Source organism: Nocardiopsis sp. NPDC101807 (assembly GCF_044766605.1).
In the GTDB taxonomy this organism is placed as follows: domain Bacteria; phylum Actinomycetota; class Actinomycetes; order Streptosporangiales; family Streptosporangiaceae; genus Nocardiopsis; species Nocardiopsis tropica.
Map to the genome: position 1 here is coordinate 462,603 of NZ_JBIWMK010000004.1, position 16,645 is coordinate 479,247.

13 protein-coding genes are annotated in these 16,645 nt (G+C 71.8%); 5 read left to right on the forward strand and 8 right to left on the reverse strand.

Annotated features, from left to right (window positions below; genetic code table 11):
- Positions 1–109 precede the first annotated feature (109 nt).
- From ACIRPH_RS14950 to ACIRPH_RS14960, 3 genes are read right to left on the reverse strand one after another with little or no spacing between them, the layout of a single operon-like run.
- Positions 110–916: an amino acid ABC transporter ATP-binding protein gene (locus tag ACIRPH_RS14950; protein ID WP_402914207.1), complete on the reverse strand. Its 807-nt coding sequence runs from the start codon at positions 914–916 to the stop codon at positions 110–112.
- Positions 916–1,878, reverse strand: a complete 963-nt coding sequence (locus ACIRPH_RS14955; RefSeq protein WP_402914210.1) for an amino acid ABC transporter permease — start codon at positions 1,876–1,878, stop codon at positions 916–918. The genes ACIRPH_RS14950 and ACIRPH_RS14955 overlap by 1 nt, the downstream gene beginning before the upstream one ends.
- Before the next feature lie 43 nt (positions 1,879–1,921).
- Complete coding sequence (locus ACIRPH_RS14960; protein ID WP_402914213.1) at positions 1,922–2,839, reverse strand: ABC transporter substrate-binding protein; 918 nt, start codon at positions 2,837–2,839, stop codon at positions 1,922–1,924.
- A gap of 390 nt (positions 2,840–3,229) precedes the next feature.
- On the opposite strand from ACIRPH_RS14960, the gene ACIRPH_RS14965 reads away from it, so the two are divergent.
- The gene (locus ACIRPH_RS14965; RefSeq protein ID WP_402914216.1) at positions 3,230–4,423 is read left to right on the forward strand and encodes an NADP-dependent malic enzyme; all 1,194 of its coding nucleotides are present in this window, start codon (positions 3,230–3,232) and stop codon (positions 4,421–4,423) included.
- A gap of 393 nt (positions 4,424–4,816) precedes the next feature.
- Entirely contained in the window at positions 4,817–6,358 is a 1,542-nt protein-coding gene (locus ACIRPH_RS14970) for a serine hydrolase domain-containing protein (RefSeq protein WP_402914218.1), read from the forward strand.
- Positions 6,359–6,437: 79 nt separating this feature from the next.
- On the opposite strand, the gene ACIRPH_RS14975 is transcribed toward ACIRPH_RS14970, so the two are convergent.
- The 4 genes from ACIRPH_RS14975 to ACIRPH_RS14990 form a co-directional block, all read right to left on the reverse strand.
- Positions 6,438–7,577 (reverse strand): PadR family transcriptional regulator, encoded by a 1,140-nt coding sequence (locus ACIRPH_RS14975; protein WP_402914221.1) that lies wholly within the window; start codon positions 7,575–7,577, stop codon positions 6,438–6,440.
- Positions 7,578–8,429, reverse strand: a complete 852-nt coding sequence (locus ACIRPH_RS14980) for a DUF4097 family beta strand repeat-containing protein (RefSeq protein ID WP_267948365.1) — start codon at positions 8,427–8,429, stop codon at positions 7,578–7,580.
- A gap of 313 nt (positions 8,430–8,742) precedes the next feature.
- Complete coding sequence (locus tag ACIRPH_RS14985) at positions 8,743–8,925, reverse strand: DUF6104 family protein (RefSeq protein ID WP_267948366.1); 183 nt, start codon at positions 8,923–8,925, stop codon at positions 8,743–8,745.
- A 14-nt stretch (positions 8,926–8,939) separates the two neighbouring features.
- Complete coding sequence (locus tag ACIRPH_RS14990) at positions 8,940–12,566, reverse strand: multifunctional oxoglutarate decarboxylase/oxoglutarate dehydrogenase thiamine pyrophosphate-binding subunit/dihydrolipoyllysine-residue succinyltransferase subunit (RefSeq protein ID WP_402914225.1); 3,627 nt, start codon at positions 12,564–12,566, stop codon at positions 8,940–8,942.
- 701 nt (positions 12,567–13,267) lie between these two features.
- Here ACIRPH_RS14990 and ACIRPH_RS14995 point away from each other — a divergent pair.
- Positions 13,268–13,642, forward strand: coding sequence for a BlaI/MecI/CopY family transcriptional regulator (locus ACIRPH_RS14995; protein ID WP_330157451.1), 375 nt, complete (start codon positions 13,268–13,270; stop codon positions 13,640–13,642).
- Positions 13,643–13,690: 48 nt separating this feature from the next.
- On the opposite strand, the gene ACIRPH_RS15000 is transcribed toward ACIRPH_RS14995, so the two are convergent.
- A complete protein-coding gene (locus tag ACIRPH_RS15000) occupies positions 13,691–14,776 on the reverse strand; it encodes a suppressor of fused domain protein (protein WP_267948369.1) in 1,086 nt (361 codons plus the stop codon).
- 200 nt (positions 14,777–14,976) lie between these two features.
- On the opposite strand from ACIRPH_RS15000, the gene rlmN reads away from it, so the two are divergent.
- Both rlmN and ACIRPH_RS15010 read left to right on the forward strand, forming a co-directional pair.
- Positions 14,977–16,074 carry a 23S rRNA (adenine(2503)-C(2))-methyltransferase RlmN gene (gene rlmN, locus ACIRPH_RS15005; RefSeq protein ID WP_267948370.1) on the forward strand — a complete coding sequence of 366 codons (1,098 nt, stop codon included), beginning with the start codon at positions 14,977–14,979 and terminating at the stop codon, positions 16,072–16,074.
- A gap of 19 nt (positions 16,075–16,093) precedes the next feature.
- Entirely contained in the window at positions 16,094–16,564 is a 471-nt protein-coding gene (locus ACIRPH_RS15010; protein ID WP_402914229.1) for a hypothetical protein, read from the forward strand.
- Positions 16,565–16,645 lie beyond the last annotated feature (81 nt).

The window sequence follows — 16,645 nt, forward strand, 5'->3', positions numbered from 1 at the left end:
CCCGGCCGGTTCCGGCCTTCCGGCCCCGGGCGGGCCCTCCCGGGACCGGGCCGGAAGACGCGGGCGCCCCGCACCGGCGGTGCGGGGCGCCCGGGGAAGGAGACCGACTCTAGAGCACCTTGGACAGGAAGGCCCGGGTGCGCTCGTGCCTGGGGGAGGAGAGCACCTCGGAGGGAACCCCGGACTCCACCACGAGGCCGTCGTCCATGAACACCAGGGAGTCGCCGACCTCGCGGGCGAACCCCATCTCGTGGGTGACGACCACCATGGTCATGCCGCCCCGGGCCAGGTCGCGCATGACGTCCAGGACCTCGCCGACCAGCTCCGGGTCGAGCGCGCTGGTGGGCTCGTCGAACAGCATGAGGGCCGGTTCCATGGCCAGCGCGCGGGCGATCGCCACGCGCTGCTGCTGGCCGCCGGAGAGCTGGTCCGGGTAGGCGTCCGCCTTGTCCGGCAGGCCCACGCGCTCCAGGAGCTCCAGGGCCTTGGCGGTGGCCTCCGCGCGCGGAACCTTCTTGACCTGCACCGGGGCCTCGATGATGTTGCCGACCACGCTCAGGTGCGGGAACAGGTTGAACCGCTGGAAGACCATCCCGATGTCGCTGCGCTGGGCGGCGATCTCGTTGTCGCGCAGCTCGTACAGGCGGCCGCGCTTTTGCCGATAGCCCATGAGTTCGCCGTTGACCCACAACCGTCCGGCGGAGAGCTTCTCCAGGTGGTTGATGCACCGGAGGAACGTCGACTTGCCCGACCCCGAGGGGCCGATGACGCACATGACCTCACCGCGCCTGACCTGGAGGTCGATGCCCTTGAGGACCTCCAGCCGCCCGAAGCTCTTGTGCACGTTGTCGGCCACCACGAGCGCGTCGGCGGGCAGCTGGGCGCCCTCTGCCGTCTCGATTACCTGCTCGCCCATCAGTGAGCCCCTCCGACGATGCGGCCGCGGATACCGCCGTACTGCCCCGGATTGAACCTGCGCTCGATGAAGTACTGGCCGACCATCAGCACGCTGGTGATGGTGAGGTACCACAGGCAGGCGGCGACCAGCATCGGGAAGATCTGGTAGGTCCGGGACCCGATGGCCTGGAGCTGGTAGAACAGCTCGATGGTGACCGGCACGTACGCCAGCAGCGCCGTGTCCTTGAGCATGGCGATGGTCTCGTTGCCCGTGGGCGGGATGACGACCCGCATGGCCTGCGGCAGGGTGATCCGCCGCATGATCTTCCCGCGGCCCATGCCCAGGGCCTGCGCGGCCTCGGTCTGCCCCTTGTCGACGGACTGGAGCCCGGCCCGGATGATCTCGGCCATGTAGGCGCCCTCGGAGAGCGACAGGGCGAGCAGTCCCGCCACGTAGCCGCTCAGGAGGGTGCGGGTGTCGATCTCGAAGAAGCGGGCGTCGCCCTCCAGCCCGAGCCACGGCATCCAGTAGTTGTCGAACGGCAGGCCGATGGCGATCGTGGTGTACAGGATGGCGATGTTGCCGAAGAGCACCGCCAGCACCAGGCGGGGCACGCCCCGGAAGAACCACGTGTACAGCCACGAGACCGCCACCAGGACGGGGTTCCCGGAGAGCCGCATCACCGCGAGGACGATGCCCAGGACGATGCCGATGAGCATCGAGAGCACGGTGGCGCTGATGGTGACCCACACGCCGCGGACCACCGGGTCCGAGAACATGTGCTCCAGCATGAACGGCCAGTTGAACGCGTCGTTCGTGAACAGCATGTGCACGAACATGGCGGCGAGGACCAGGATCACCGCCGCGGCGGCCCACCGCTCGGGATAGCGGACGGGGACGGCGGTGACGGGCTCGGAGGAGCGGCCCGGGGTCGGATTCGGCGACCCCGGACCGCTCACCGGTTCGGTCGGTGAGGACACAGGTCAGTCTTTCGCTCGGTGGATGTCTGCGGGGGTTGTGCCCCTACAGCTCGGGGTTCACCTCGGCGGTCTCCAGGACACCGGCCTCGACGCCCCACTCGCCCAGGATCTCGGTGTAGGTGCCGTCCTCGATGATGGCGTTGAAGGCCGCGGCGACGGCCTCGGCGAGCTCCGTGTCCTCCTTGTGGGTGAGGACGCCGTACGGGGCTGCGTCGTACTGCTCCCCGATGAACTCCAGGACGCCCTCGCCGGTCTGCTCCAGCGCGTAGGCGGCGGTGGGCATGTCGGCCAGGGACGCGTCGTTGACCCCGGAGACGACGGTCTCGGTCGCGAGCGGCTGGTTCTCGAACTTCTGGATGGTGATGGCGTCTTCGCCGGCCTCGACGCAGGCCTCGCTGCGCGCCTCGATGTCGGCGTCGTGCGTGGTGTCGGACTGGACCGCGATGCGCATGCCGCAGGCGTTGTCGGGGTCGACGTCCTGCGGGTTGCCGGTCTGGGCGAACCACTGGGTGCCCGAGGAGAAGTAGCTGATCATGTTGACCTGCTCCATGCGCTCCTCGGTGACGGTGAAGGAGGACGAGCCCAGGTCGTAGGTCCCGGTGTCGACGCCGATGATGATGGAGTCGAAGGCGGTCGGCACCCACTCGGCCTCCAGGCCGAGCTTGCCGAGGGCCGCGGTGACCAGGTCCACGTTGAAGCCGAGGGCCGTCTCGCCGTCCTCGTCCAGGTACTCCCCGGGCGGGTAGGAGGCCTCGACGCCGATCGTGACGGAACCGGCCTCGGCGATGTCCGCGGGCACCAGCGCGGCGAGCTCCTCGTCGACCTCGACGGCGGGGGCCTCGGGCGTCGCGGTCTCCTCCGAGGCGCCGCCGTCCCCGCCGCACGCGGTCAGGGCCAGGACGCCGGCGACGGACAGGGCGCCGAGGGCGAGAGGCGCGGAGTGGGGCTTGAGCAGAGCCATCGTGGGGTCTCCTTCAGAGCACGGAGTGCCTGGTCGGAGGCGGGTTCACGGCCCCACCGCCCGAGCCAAAACGACTATTGAGATCATTGTGCGACAAAAGCTAATAAGTCGGTGCCGTCCCATGGTGCCGACCCGCGATTTTCCTGTGGTCACCGTTGTGAGAGGATTGCGTAACGGGTCATCCCCGTGAGAGGCGACCGCGCAGTACTCGCATAAGAGTCCGGCGAAGAACGACTCGCCCCCGGCGACACCACCGGTCATGGCCGACCGGCGCCGGAGGAGAGCTCCCCTGGCACCTTCACTTCTTCGCGCGCGGTCCGCACCGCTGCCAAGGTCCGCCCCCGTCATGGCCGACGGCCGGGTGGACACGCATACCGAGGGGTTTGAGTAGTGACGACCGTTTCGCGTACCCACCACCAGCATTCCCACCTCGACGAGGACCCCGCCTTCGCGCTGCACCGCGGTGGCAAGCTCCACATCTCCTCCTCCGTCGACGTCCACGACCACGAGGGGCTGTCCCTCGCCTACACCCCCGGCGTCGCCCGCGTCTGCGACGCCATCGCCGAGACCCCCGAGCTCGTCGAGACCTACACCTGGAAGAGCAACCTGGTCGCCGTCGTCACCGACGGCACCGCGGTGCTGGGCCTGGGCGACATCGGCCCCGAGGCCTCCCTGCCCGTCATGGAGGGCAAGTCGCTGCTGTTCAAGCAGTTCGGCGACGTCGACTCCGTGCCGATCGCGCTGGGCTGCACCGGCGTCGACGAGATCGTCGAGACCGTGGTCCGGATGGCCCCGTCCTTCGGCGGGATCAACCTGGAGGACATCGCGGCCCCCCGCTGCTTCGAGATCGAGCGCCGGCTCCGCGAGCGCCTCGACATCCCCGTCTTCCACGACGACCAGCACGGCACCGCGATCGTCACGGTCGCCGCGCTGCACAACGCCGCGCGCCTGACCGGCCGCACCCTCGCCGACCTGCGCGTCGTCGTCTCCGGGGCGGGCTCCGCCGGGGTCGCCGTCACCAAGATGCTCATCGACGGCGGGATCGGCGACATCGCCGTCGCGGACTCCAAGGGCATGATCCACGAGGGCCGGGAGGGCCTGAACCCGGTCAAGCAGGAGCTGGCCGGGATCAGCAACCGGGCCGGGCTGAGCGGCTCCATCGAGAGCGCGCTCGCCGGAGCCGACGTGTTCATCGGCCTGTCCGCCGGTGAGGTCCCGGAGTCGGTCGTGGCCACCATGGCCGACGACGCGATCATCTTCGCGATGGCCAACCCCAAGCCCGAGGTGCACCCCGACGTCGCCCGCAAGTACGCGAGCGTCGTCGCCACCGGTCGCAGCGACTTCCCGAACCAGATCAACAACGTGCTGGCCTTCCCCGGCGTGTTCCGGGGAGCGTTCGACGCCCGAGCCACGGACATCACCGAGAACATGAAGCTGGCCGCCGCCGAGGCGCTCGCCGGACTCGTCGGCGACGACCTGGCCGCCGACTACGTCATCCCCAGCCCCTTCGACCCGCGGGTGGTCCCGGCGGTCTCCGCCGCGGTCGCCGCCCAGGCCCGCGAGGACGGGGTCGTCCGCCCGTAGGACCGCGCGGACCGGTCCGCGGCCGCGGGGCGGCCGCACCGGCCGGACGCGGCCGCGGGACGCACCACGCGGGACCGCGGTGACACGACGGGGCCCGGGCGCGCACGCGCCGGGGCCCCGTTCCCGTGTGCGGGGGCCCGGGACCCGTACACGGGAACGGGGCGGCCGGTGGCGTCGAGCCGCCTCGGAGGACCCTGCCCGGCCCCGAGGTCCCGGCGGGCGCAGCCCGTCCCTCCCCTGTGCGCGGACGGCCCCGGCGCCTCCGGGGTGGGGCCGGCCCCACCCCGGAACCGGGGGAGGGGCGTAGAGCGGAGCCGGGGGTCGCGGCCGTAGTTTCTTCCAGGTCACCCGCGCCACCGAGGGCGCGGACCCGAGCGAGGAGCCCCGCCGCCGATGAACGACCCCGCCCCCGACAGGCGCCGCCCCCGCGGGCGGTGGGCGGCGAAGGCGCTGCCCGCCGTTCTCGCCGTCCTCGCCGCGGTCTGCGCGGTGACGGCAGTACCGCGCCCCTACGAGCTCGGACCGCGGTCCGGCGGGGACGCGGAGCTGGCCGCACAGGTCCGGGACGGGATCACCGACCCCACCGGCTACCACGGATTGGCGGTCGCCGTCGTCGAACCGGACGGGTACGGCGCGCTCCGCGTGCGCACGGCGGAGCTGGGCGGTGCCGGGACCGGCGGCGATCCGGTGGGCCGACGGACCTTGTTCGGATCCGCCTCGGTCGCCAAGGTCCTCCCCGGGATGCTGCTCGCCGACATGGTCGACCGCGGCGAACTCACCCTGGACACACGCGTCGGCGACCTCCTGGACGGCCTCGACTTCGCCGACCCGGCCCTGTCGGGGGTCACGGTGGAGGAGCTGGCGACGCACACGTCGGGGCTGGACAGGGAGGAGACCAGCCTGCCCCAGACCCTGTGGCAGTTCGCCGCCAAGCGCCACCCCGAGCCCCCCGGCTCCGTCGAGGAGTTCCTGGACGACGTCGCCGGGCGGGCGAGGGTCGACCCGGGGCTCAGGGGGGCCAACCACTACTCCAACACCGGCGTCGACCTGCTGGGGCACGCCCTCGCGGCCCGCGCGGGGGCCGACTACGCGGACCTGGTCCGGGAGAGGATCCTGGAGCCCCTGGGCATGGACGACAGCGCGGTCTGGACCGACGGGGCCGGGCCGGGGTTCGGTGTGCACGACGCGGACCGCGGGCGCCCCCTCGTCCCGGACCGCGCCGAGGCCAACAGCCCCTCCGGCGGGCTGGTCACGACCGCGTACGACCTCGGCCTGCTCCTGGCCGCGGTGATGGACGGCTCGGCCCCGGGCGCCGGGGCGGTGCTGCCCGTCGCCCCCGGCGACGTCGAACGGCGCGAACAGGGCCTCGGCTGGTACGTGGAGACGCTGGGGGGCGTGCCGATCACCGGCCACGGCGGCAACGCCACGACCAACGGCCACACGGCGTGGATCGGCTACGCCGGCGACCGGGGCGCCGTCGTCCTGTCCGACACGCACCGGTTCAGCGAGGACATCGGCATCAGGTTGCTCGGAGTCGAGGAGTCCAGCCCGGACAACGCGGCGGGGGAGCGGCTCTACGGGGCGGCCACCGTCCTTCTCGCGCTCGTGCCGGGCCTCCTCGCCCTGGGGTTCGCCGCCCGGCGCCGACCGGGGGTCCTGTGGCGCCGTCCCACCGACCGGCTGGGCCTGGTCGCCCACGGGCTCGCCGGGGCGGCGCTGCTCGAGTACGCGCGCCTCGCCGGGTTCTGGCACCTGGTGTCCCCGTGGGCATGGGTGGCGGGGGTGTGCCTCCTGGCCGCGTCCCTGGCGGTGGGCGCGTACCGGTGGCCGGAGCTCCCGACCGCGCGGGGGACCCGGCGGTGGGCGCGGTGGGTGCTGATGCTCCCCGTCGCCGCGGCGGGCACGGCCCTTCTGGCGGCCCTGGCCTTCCTCTGACCCCGCCGGGGCGGGGGAGGGGACACGGGAGGGCCCGGCAGGCGCGCCCCCGCGACGCCTGCCGGGCCCGAACGCCGGACTACCGGTCCCTGCCACCGCTCCCGTCGGCGGAGCCGCTCCCGGGTTCCGGGGCGTCGCCGCCCTCCGCGGCGCCGTCCGCGCTCCCGTCACCGGGCTCGCCGACGGCCTCGCCCCAGGGGTCCCCTCCCGGGGCGGAGGGCATCGGCCGGGCCTCCGGCCCGTCCTGGGTCCGCTCCCCGGGGGCCGCGTGCGTCCCGGCCGGTCCGCCGGGGCCGCCGGAGCCCTCGGGGCCGGGGGAGTCCCCGGCGTCCCGTGCCTCCTCGGGGGCGTCCCCGGACGTCCCGGGACCGGTGCCGCCGTCCCCGGTCGGCCCCCAGTTCCGCGCGTCCCTGCGGATCACCTCGACCGTGTCGTCCAGGATGCGCCGGAGGTCGTGCGCCGCCGCCTCGCCGACGTGGCCCGCCTCGCGGACGACGTCGCGCACCCTGTCGCCGAAGTCGCGCAGCGCCCGGTCGAACTCGGGCCCCTCGGACCGGCGGTCCGAGTCGCCGCGGCTCCAGACCGCGCCGAACGCGCCGAAGCCCTGGGCGAAGCGCTCCCACTCACGGGCCCAGCGGGGGCCGTCCTCGCAGCCCTGGTCCCCGGGCTCGTCCCGGGGGCCGTCCTGCCGGCCGGAGGTGCCCTCCGACGGCTCGTCGCCCTCCGGGGCGCGCCGTTCCGAGGCGCCGGCCTCCTCCGCGGAGGGGGCGGGCCCCGTGGCGTCGTCGGGACCGCGGCCGCTCCGGTCGCCCCCGGCCGGGGGCTCGGGGCGGCGCGCGCCGCCCGCGGCGAACTTCAGCTCCTCGCGCAGCGAGCTGATGGTGGCGCGCACGTCCTGCTTGACCGCCCGCGCGACGTCCCGGACGGAGTCGGTGAGCTCCTTCTCCAGGTCGTCGAGGTCGCCGCTGCGGCCGCGCAGTTCGGCGCGGCCCTTGTCCGTGAGCCGGTAGACCTTGCGGCCGCCCTCCTCGGTGTGGGTGACCAGGCCCTCCTCCTCCAGCCGCGCGAGGCGCGGGTAGATGGTGCCGGGGGAGGGCGAGTACACCCCGAGGAAGCGGTCGCGGAGCAGGCTGATGATCTCGTAGCCGTGCCGCGGGCTCTCGTCCAGCAGTTTGAGCAGGTAGAGCCGGAGTCTGCCGTGGCCGAAGATGGTGCTCATTCAGGCCCCCTCGGGGATCGCGGCCGGTGCCTCGGGCGCGCGCCGCAGCAGCGCGGTCCGTCCCGACGCGGAGTTGACGGTGATGGAGGCGGGGTCGACACCGCTGCCGATCTTTCCGCTGAGGATCGTCCTGGCCGGGGCGCTGCGCCGGTCCAGGCCGAAGTCGGAGTTCACGGGCGAGGTCGAGGTGCGCAGCTCGACGGTCGCCGAGGTGTCGGCGGGGACCCGCAGGGCGATCTCGCCGGACACCGAGTTGAGCCGCACCCGGCCGGCGGGCGCGATGTCGGTGTCGGCGAGCAGCTGGCCCGACACGGTCTTGGCGCTCAGCGCGGAGAGCCGGCCGCCGGCCACCGCCAGCTGGCCGCTGACGCTGTTGAACTTGAGGTTGCCGCTGGCGCCGCGCACGGCGGTGTTGCCCGAGACGGTGGCGATCTCGGTCTCGCCCGAGGCCTCGTCGAGGGTGATCTCGCCGGAGGCGGTCCGCAGCTGGCTGCGCGCGCTGATCCCCGCCGCCACGATGGGCGCGGTGGCCGTGGTGACCTCCACCGGGCAGTCGTGGGGCAGGCGCAGGTTGACGGTCGCCCTGCGGTGCTGCACCCGCTTGTAGGCGGAGAGCTGCATCGGGCGGAGCCGGTCCAGGAAACCGGGCCCGGTGAGGTCCTCGTACTGGATGGTGAGGATGCCCGCCTCCTGGGTGACCAGGAGGGGGTCGCCCACGATGTCGGTGACTTCGAAGGTGGCCGGGTCGTCGGTGGGCAGGATGTTGACGTGACCGCCGATGATCCGGACCCGCAACGCGACGATGCCGTCCAGGGTCTGGGTCATCGGCCTGTCGATGGTCCAACGCGCCATCGTGTGATCCCTTCGCTTGCTCTGTGCCTTCACGATATGTCGCGAGTGGGGGGAACTCAAGATATGTCGCGTAGTTTCGGGGGCGGTTCAGGGAGGAGCAGGGGTTTCCCCCGAGGCCGGACCGGGGCCCGGGCCCCGGTCCGACCCGGCGGACGGGCGCTGCGGCGGGTCGCCCGGGGGAACGGGCCGCGCGTACGGCCTCCCCCGGGCCCCGGCCGGGCGCGTCCCGGTCCGGCCCCGGACACGCGAAAGGGGCCCGGGTCGCCATGACCCGGGCCCCTCACACCCCGCCGCTCACGCGGAGGGGCGGTGACTACTCCTCGTCGTCCTCGTCGTCCAACCGGGCCAGCCAGGTGGCCAGCCGGTCGACCGGCGTCTCGAACTCGGGGTGGACGTCGGTGAACACCCGCAGCTGCTCGGCGAGCCAGGCGAAGCTGACCTCCTCCTCGCCGCGGCGGCCCTCCAACTCCTCGATCCCGCGATCGGTGTAGTACACGCTCCGCCCCGTCCTCAGTCGGCGGGCGGGAACACCGTGTCCACCAGGGCACGCTGCTCGGCCTCGTGGCGCTTGGCCGAACCGGCCGCCGGCGCGGAGGAGGCCGGACGCGAGATCCGGGTGAACGGACGGTCCAGCTGCTCGGAGAAGACCAGCGCGACGAAGGGCCACGGGCCCATGTTCGCCGGCTCCTCCTGCACCCACAGGACCTCGCCCGCGTTCGGGAAGGCCTTGAGCTGCTCGCGGATCTCCTCGATCGGCAGCGGGTAGAGCCGCTCCGTCCGGATGATCGCCGTGTGCTTGTCACCGCTCTTGCGGCGCGCGGCGTCCAGGTCGTAGTAGATCTTCCCGGAGCACAGCACCACGCGGCGCACCTTGTCGGGCGCGATCGAGTCGTCCGTGATCAGCGGCTGGAAGTGCCCGGACGTGAAGTCCGCGGTGGCCGAGGTGGCGGCCTTCAGGCGCAGCACCGACTTGGGCGTGAACACCACCAGCGGGCGCTGGAACGGCGACTTGGCCTGCCAGCGCAGCAGGTGGAAGTAGCTCGCCGGGGTCGACGGCATCGCTACTGTCATGTTCTCCTGCGCGCACTGCTGGAGGAACCGCTCGATGCGGGCGGACGAGTGGTCCGGCCCCTGGCCCTCGTAGCCGTGCGGCAGCAGCAGGGTCACGCTGGAGCGCTGGCCCCACTTCTGCTCGCCCGCGGTGATGTACTCGTCGATGACGGTCTGGGCGCCGTTGACGAAGTCGCCGAACTGCGCCTCCCACATGACCAGCGCCTCGGGCCTGGTCAGCGAGTAGCCGTACTCGAACCCCAGCGCCGCGTACTCGCTCAGCAGCGAGTCGTGCGCGTGGAACCGGGTGGTCCCCTCGTCGAACTGCTTGAGCGGCGTGTAGGTCTCACCGGTGTCGCGGTCCATGATGGCCGCGTGCCGCTGCCCGAAGGTGCCGCGGCGGCTGTCCTGGCCGATCAGGCGGACGGGGTGGCCGTCGATCAGTACCCCGCCGAAGGCCAGCAGCTCACCGGTCGCCCAGTCGATGGCGTCGGTCTCGACCATCGTCGCGCGACGGTTCAGCTGGGGCGTGAGCCGCGGGTGCGGCGTGAAGCCCTCGGGCAGCGACACCTGGGTGTCGATGATCCGCTTGACCGTCTCGGCGCTGATCGCCGTCTCCACCGCGGAGTGGTCCAGACGCCCCTCGGTGAACACCTCGGGCTTGACCACGGCGCCCGGCTCGATCGGCTTCTTCTCGACCTCGCGGGTCTCGGTGAAGGCCCGTTCGAGCTCGGTCTGGTAGTCGCGCAGGGCCGACTCCGCCTCCTCCACGGTGATGTCCCCGCGGCCGATGAGGGCCTCGGTGAACAGCTTCCGGGTGGAGCGCTTGGCGTCGATGACGTCGTACATCAGCGGCTGGGTGAACGCGGGGTTCTCACCCTCGTTGTGACCGCGCCGCCGGTAGCAGATGAGGTCGATGACGACGTCCTTGTTGAACGCCTGGCGGTACGCGAAGGCGAGGCGGGCGACCCGGACCACGGCCTCGGGGTCGTCCCCGTTGACGTGGAAGATCGGCGCCTGCACCATCCGCGCCACGTCCGTGGCGTACACGCTGGAGCGGCTGTCGGACGGGGAGGTGGTGAAGCCCACCTGGTTGTTCACGATGACGTGCACCGTGCCGCCGGTCCGGTAGCCGCGCAGCTGCGACAGGTTGAGCGTCTCGGCCACCACGCCCTGGCCGGCGAACGCGGCGTCGCCGTGGATCAGGATCGGCAGCACCGTGAAGCCGTGCGGGCCCTTGTTGAGGAGGTCCTGCTTGGCACGGACGATGCCCTCGGCGACCGGGTTGACCGTCTCCAGGTGGGACGGGTTCGCGGCCAGCGAGATCTGGATCTTTTCGCCCTCGCGGGTCTCGAAGACGCCCTCGGTGCCCAGGTGGTACTTGACGTCACCCGAGCCGTGCGCGCTGCGCGGGTCGAGGTTGCCCTCGAACTCGCCGAAGATCTGCCCGTACGACTTGCCGCAGACGTTGGCGAGCACGTTGAGGCGGCCTCGGTGGGCCATGCCGATGACGACCTCGTCCAGTTCGGCCTTGGCCGCCCGCGAGATGACCCCGTCCAGCAGCGGGATCAGCGACTCCCCGCCCTCGAGCGAGAAGCGCTTCTGGCCCACGTACTTGGTCTGGAGGAAGGTCTCGAACGCCTCGGCGCTGTTGAGCCTGTGCAGGATGTGCAGCTGCTCGTCGCGGTCGAGCTTCTCGTGCTCGCGCTCGACGTGCGACTGGATCCACTCCCGCTCCTCCGGGCTCTGGATGTGCATGTACTCGATACCCACCGTGCGGCAGTAGGTGTCGCGCAGCACGCCCAGCACGTCGCGGAGCTTCATGACCTGCTTGCCGCCGAAGCCCCCGGTGGGGAACTCGCGGTCCAGGTCCCACAGGGTGAGCCCGTGCTCGAGCACGTCCAGGTCGGGGTGCTTGCGCTGCTCGTGGTCCAGCGGGTTGGTGTCGGCCATGAGGTGGCCGCGCACGCGGTACGCGTGGATGAGCTCCTGGACCCGGGTGGTCTTGTCGAGCTGCGTCGCCTTGTTGACGTGGATGTCCTGCACCCAGCGCACCGGCTCGTACGGGATCCGCAGCGAGTTGAAGATCTCGTCGTAGAAGCCGTCCTCGCCCAGGAGGAGCTGGTGGATCCGGCGGAGGAACTCGCCGGACTGCGCGCCCTGGATGATCCGGTGGTCGTAGGTCGACGTGATCGTCATGACCTTGCTGATGCCGAGCTCGCTCAGGGTGTCCTGGGACGCCCCCTGGAACTCCGCCGGGTACTCCATCGCGCCGACGGCGAGGATGGTGCCCTGGCCGGGCATGAGGCGCGGGACCGAGTGCACGGTGCCGATGCCGCCCGGGTTGGTCAGGCTGATCGTGGTGCCCTGGAAGTCGGTCACGCCCAGCTTGTTGGCGCGGGCCTTGCGGACGATGTCCTCGTAGCCGCTCCAGAACTCGTTGAAGTCCATCTCGTCGGAGCCCTTGATGCTGGGCACCACGAGCTGACGGGATCCGTCGGCCTTCTGGAGGTCGATCGCGAGACCGAAGTTCACGTGCTCGGGCTTGGCCACGCCCGGCTTTCCGTCGACCTCGACGTAGGAGTAGTTCATCTCCGGCATGGCCTTGGCGGCCTTGACCATCGCGTAGCCGATGAGGTGGGTGAAGGAGACCTTCCCACCGCGTCCGCGCCGGAGGTGGTTGTTGATGACGATGCGGTTGTCGAACAGGAGCTTGACCGGCACCGCGCGCACACTCGTCGCGGTGGGCATGGTCAGACTCGACTCCATGTTGGTAGCGGTCCGCGCGGGTGCACCGCGCAGACGCTCCTGCTTGACCTGGAGTGCCTCGTCCTTGCTCCCCTGCGCGGGCGCAGGGGGGGCAGCGGACTTCTTCGGCGCCGGGGCTGCGGGAGTCTTCTGGTCCTGCGCCTTGGCAGCACCCCCGCCCTTCGCGCCGGCAGTCTCCGCGGGCTTGTAGTCCGCGAAGAAGTTCCACCAGGCCTTGTCGACGGAGTTCGGGTCGTTCAAGTACTTCTGATAAAGCTCCTCGACCAACCACTCGTTGGGACCGAAGTCTGTCAGGGGTTGAGACGCCTCAGACGACACGGCGGAGATCGCCCACTTCCGCAGCTCGCTTGTGAATGTGTATGAAGACGGGTGGCTGCTGGCAAGGCGGGCTCGAAGGAACGTGGGAGCATCCCCGCGCATGCGGGAAGCATCTGACCTGGCCAGCACTCGTCGGATACCAGGCTACTTGTACCGGCCTCCTCGCGGGGAACCCGGGCGTTGTTGAAACTAGGAGATAGGTAACAATGTTTCACATCGTTGCTCTCCCTACGCACGGGTAACTAAGCGAAGCGTCGTTATGCCGTCTGTTTTGGGTGGGTTTCAGGGGATTTTGAGGTGTGAAGACACTGTCCTCCTCCGGCCAACCGGGGTGTGGTGCGTGCCACTCGGGGGCCCGGTGGGGGCGGGAACCGGCGGCGGCCGGACCGCGTCGGAGCGGGTGTGAGCGGCCGGGCGGGACGGCCGGGTTCCCACCGCCGGCGTTTCCCGGCGGAGGCGGGGGGACCCGGGCCCGGCCGCGGACCCCCTTCCCCTTCCCCGGGCCCGGGCCCGGGTGGCCCGGTGGTCGGCATGCCGACTCTTTCCCTGGTCCCCGCGGGCCGCCGACGGGCGAAACGCCGGTCCGGGGCGCCGAGGATGCGCGGATCTGCGCGCTCTCCGGAGTTCTCCCACGGAACAGGCCCCGCGCTGTCTACGATCTCGGTGACGAGCACACCGACGTCGCGGGGTAGGGGAGGCCCATGAGGGGGCTGGGGGAACTGGAGGCGGCCATCATGGACGCGCTGTGGCGGTCGGACGCACCGCTCTCGGTGCGCCAGGTCCGCGAGAACATGGTCTACGACCGCGACATCGCCTACACGACCGTCATGACGGTCGCGAACATCCTCTTCCACAAGGCTCTGCTGGACCGGGAGAAGTGCGGGCGCGCCTGGGTGTACTGGCCCCGGGAGACGCACGCCGAGTACACCGCGCGGGTGATGGACGAGGTCCTCAACACGGGCCCCGACCCGCGCGCCACGCTGCTCAGCTTCGTGGAGCGCTTCAGCGACGAGGACATGGTGCGCTTCCACCAGATGCTCAGCCAGGTGCGGGGCCGCCGCGGCATCGCCAGCTGACCCCGGCCGACTCCGGGCGGGCCGGGCACGGTCGTGCCCGGCCCAGGGCTACTCCAGGACCCAGCTGCGCCCCTCGGCCGCCAGCTTCTCCACGAGGGTGGCGCTGTCGTGCTCCTTGGCGAACAGGTGCTCGGGCCGGGTGATCGGCACGATCCACAGCCAGCGCACCGGGTCCCCCTGGAAGGAGAGCCCTGAGGTGTCCAGCGGCCGGTGGTCGGGGTGCGCGACGAGGGGGGCCGGGTCCTCCATCAGCAGGACGGCGCCCGCGCCGCCGCGCATCGCCCGGTCCTCGGGGTTGTCCAGCCACTTGACCGTGTGGCCGGTGCCGAACCACGTGACCGCCCGCCAGGGGAACGCGCCGATCCACCGGAAGATCCTGGCGGCCCGGTGGGCCGGCATGGTCGTGGCCAGGGCCAGTTCGACGCGCGCGTGCTGGGAGGTGTTGGCCATGTAGCGGTCCAGGGTGGGCATGCGCTGGCCGCACATCCCGACGGTGGACAGGACGGTGAACGGGCGCTCCGCCGTGGGCGGGCGCTCGGACACGCGGAGCAGGGGCGGGTGTCCGTCGGACACGTCCCAGTAGTGGCCGGGCTCGCCGACGCGGCGGTTGAGGTGGCTCAGGACGGTGCGCTGCACGCTCCGCCACGCCCCCGAGGCGCGGCGCCAGTCCCAGTAGGCCTCGGCGTGCACGACGCGCGGCCACAGCTGGCCGCGCACCGAGTCCAGCTCCCAGGCGTAGGCGCTGCGGCCGATGGCCTCGCGCGCGTAGCCGGGAAGCCCGCTGTCCGCCTCGGCCCAGCCGGGGATGACCGCGAGCAGGCCCTCCTCGTCGACCAGGGCCACGCCGTCGCCCTCCTCGAACCACACCGCGCGCAGGCACGAGGGGTCGAAGCGGGGGCGGCCCTGCGGGTGCTTGGTGTACGCCTCCGGCATGAGGGGCGCCTGGCCCTCGTACAGCCCGCCCGACTCGCTCGTGCGGGGGGCCATCTCGTGGTTGGCCAACCACACCGGCACCCGGATGCGGCCCCGGGCGTCCAGCAGGTAGGCGGCCGTGGTGTGGGAGTCGCACTCCACCACGACACGGCGGCTCTGGTACGGGCTGATCTCGTCGAGCAGGACGTCGATCCCTGTCACCGGCCCTCCAACGCGCCGATCCCCTGATTGTCGTGGCTGGTGGACGAACTCGTCCGGGCCGTCCACACAGTGCGTAGAATCGACGGTAGTGCCCTGACAGGCGGAGCTGCACCGCAGCCGCGTATAGGTCGTATAACGACCCGAGCCGCTGCCACCCGCGCCGGGCCGAGACCATCGACTCCACCCCTTACGGACTCTCTATGCCCGCCGAGCTCACCTTTGTCGCCCCGCGCCGTGCCAAGCCTCCCCGGCACCTGGCCGACCTCAGCCCCGAGGAGCGGGCCGAGGTCGTCACCGAACTGGGGGAGAAGCCCTTCCGTGCCAAGCAGCTCGCCAAGCACTACTTCGGCGGGCTGGAGTCGGACACCGAGGCGATGACCGACCTGCCGGCGGAGTCCCGGGCGCGCCTCGGCGAAGCCCTGCTGCCGACCCTCCTGACGCCCGTCAGGCACGTCACCGCCGACAAGGGGATGACGCGCAAGACCCTGTGGAAGGCGTTCGACGGGGTCCTGTTCGAGTCCGTGCTCATGCGCTACCCGGACCGCGTGACCCTGTGCATCTCCTCACAGGCCGGCTGCGGCATGAACTGCCCGTTCTGCGCCACCGGCCAGGCGGGCCTGACCCGCAACCTGTCCACGGGCGAGATCGTGGAGCAGGTCGTCGCCAGCGCCCGCGACCTGGCGCGCGGCGAGGTCGCCGGGGGGCCGGGCCGGATCAGCAACATCGTGTTCATGGGCATGGGGGAGCCCATGGCCAACTACAAGCGCGTCCTCCAGACGGTGCGCCGCATCACCGACCCCGTGCCCAACGGCATGGGCATCTCCCAGCGAGGCGTGACGGTGTCGACCGTCGGCCTGGTGCCCGCGATCAACAAGCTCATCGACGAGAGGATGCAGGTCCGCCTCGCGATCTCCCTGCACGCCCCCGACGACGAGCTGCGGGACGAGCTGGTGCCGATCAACACCCGCTGGAAGGTCGGGGAGGTCCTGGACGCCGCCTGGCGCTACGCCGGGACCACCGGCCGCCGGGTCTCCATCGAGTACGCGCTCATCAAGGACATCAACGACCAGGCGTGGCGGGCCGACCTGCTCGGCAAGCTCCTCAAGGGCCACCTGGTGCACGTCAACCTCATCCCGCTCAACCCCACCCCCGGCTCCAAGTGGACGGCCTCGCGGCCCGAGGACGAGCGCGAGTTCGTCCGGCGGCTCCAGGCGCACGGGGTGTCGGTCACGGTCCGCGACACGCGCGGACAGGAGATCGACGGGGCCTGCGGGCAGCTCGCGGCGGCCGAGAACTGACCGGGCCCGGGGGCCGCAGGTGATCGAGACAGCGCTGGCCTTCGCGGTCGCCCTCGTCTCCGGGGCCGTCCCGGTGATCAACATCGAGGTCTACCTGGTGGGCGCCGTCGTCGCGATGGACGACGGCGCCCTCGTCGGGATGGCCGTCGCCGCGGGGCTGGGGCAGACCCTCGGCAAGCTGCCCTACTTCTACGCGGGGCGGGGCACGATCGCCGTGCCGTGGATGCGCCGCAAGGCGCAGACCCCGGGCAAGTGGGCGGAACGCGCCGAGGGGTGGCGGCGCAAGGCGGAGGCGCGTCCCGCCTGGGGCGCGGGGCTGGTGGCCCTGAGCTCCTTCGCCAGCGTCCCGCCGTTCGTGGTGGTGTCGGTGCTGGCCGGGGTGGTGCGCATGAACGTCGTGCTGTTCTCCGCGGTCACCTTCGCCACCCGCACCGCGCGGTTCCTCGTCGTGGTGTTCGCCCCCGCCTGGGCGATGTCCTTCCTGCCCTGATCCGGCTGGGCCCGCCCCCGCGGCCCGCCGGCCGTGCCGCGGGCCGCCCTCCGACCCGCCTCCGGGGGCGGGTCACCGTGT

Coding starts and splice junctions, on each gene's coding strand:
- ACIRPH_RS14950 (WP_402914207.1), bottom strand. CDS start 916: ATGGGCGAGCAGGTAATCGAGACGGCAGAGGGCGCCCAGCTGCCCGCC.
- ACIRPH_RS14960 (WP_402914213.1), bottom strand. CDS start 2,839: ATGGCTCTGCTCAAGCCCCACTCCGCGCCTCTCGCCCTCGGCGCCCTG.
- ACIRPH_RS14970 (WP_402914218.1), top strand. CDS start 4,817: ATGAACGACCCCGCCCCCGACAGGCGCCGCCCCCGCGGGCGGTGGGCG.
- ACIRPH_RS14975 (WP_402914221.1), bottom strand. CDS start 7,577: ATGAGCACCATCTTCGGCCACGGCAGACTCCGGCTCTACCTGCTCAAA.
- ACIRPH_RS14980 (WP_267948365.1), bottom strand. CDS start 8,429: ATGGCGCGTTGGACCATCGACAGGCCGATGACCCAGACCCTGGACGGC.
- ACIRPH_RS14995 (WP_330157451.1), top strand. CDS start 13,268: ATGAGGGGGCTGGGGGAACTGGAGGCGGCCATCATGGACGCGCTGTGG.
- rlmN (WP_267948370.1), top strand. CDS start 14,977: ATGCCCGCCGAGCTCACCTTTGTCGCCCCGCGCCGTGCCAAGCCTCCC.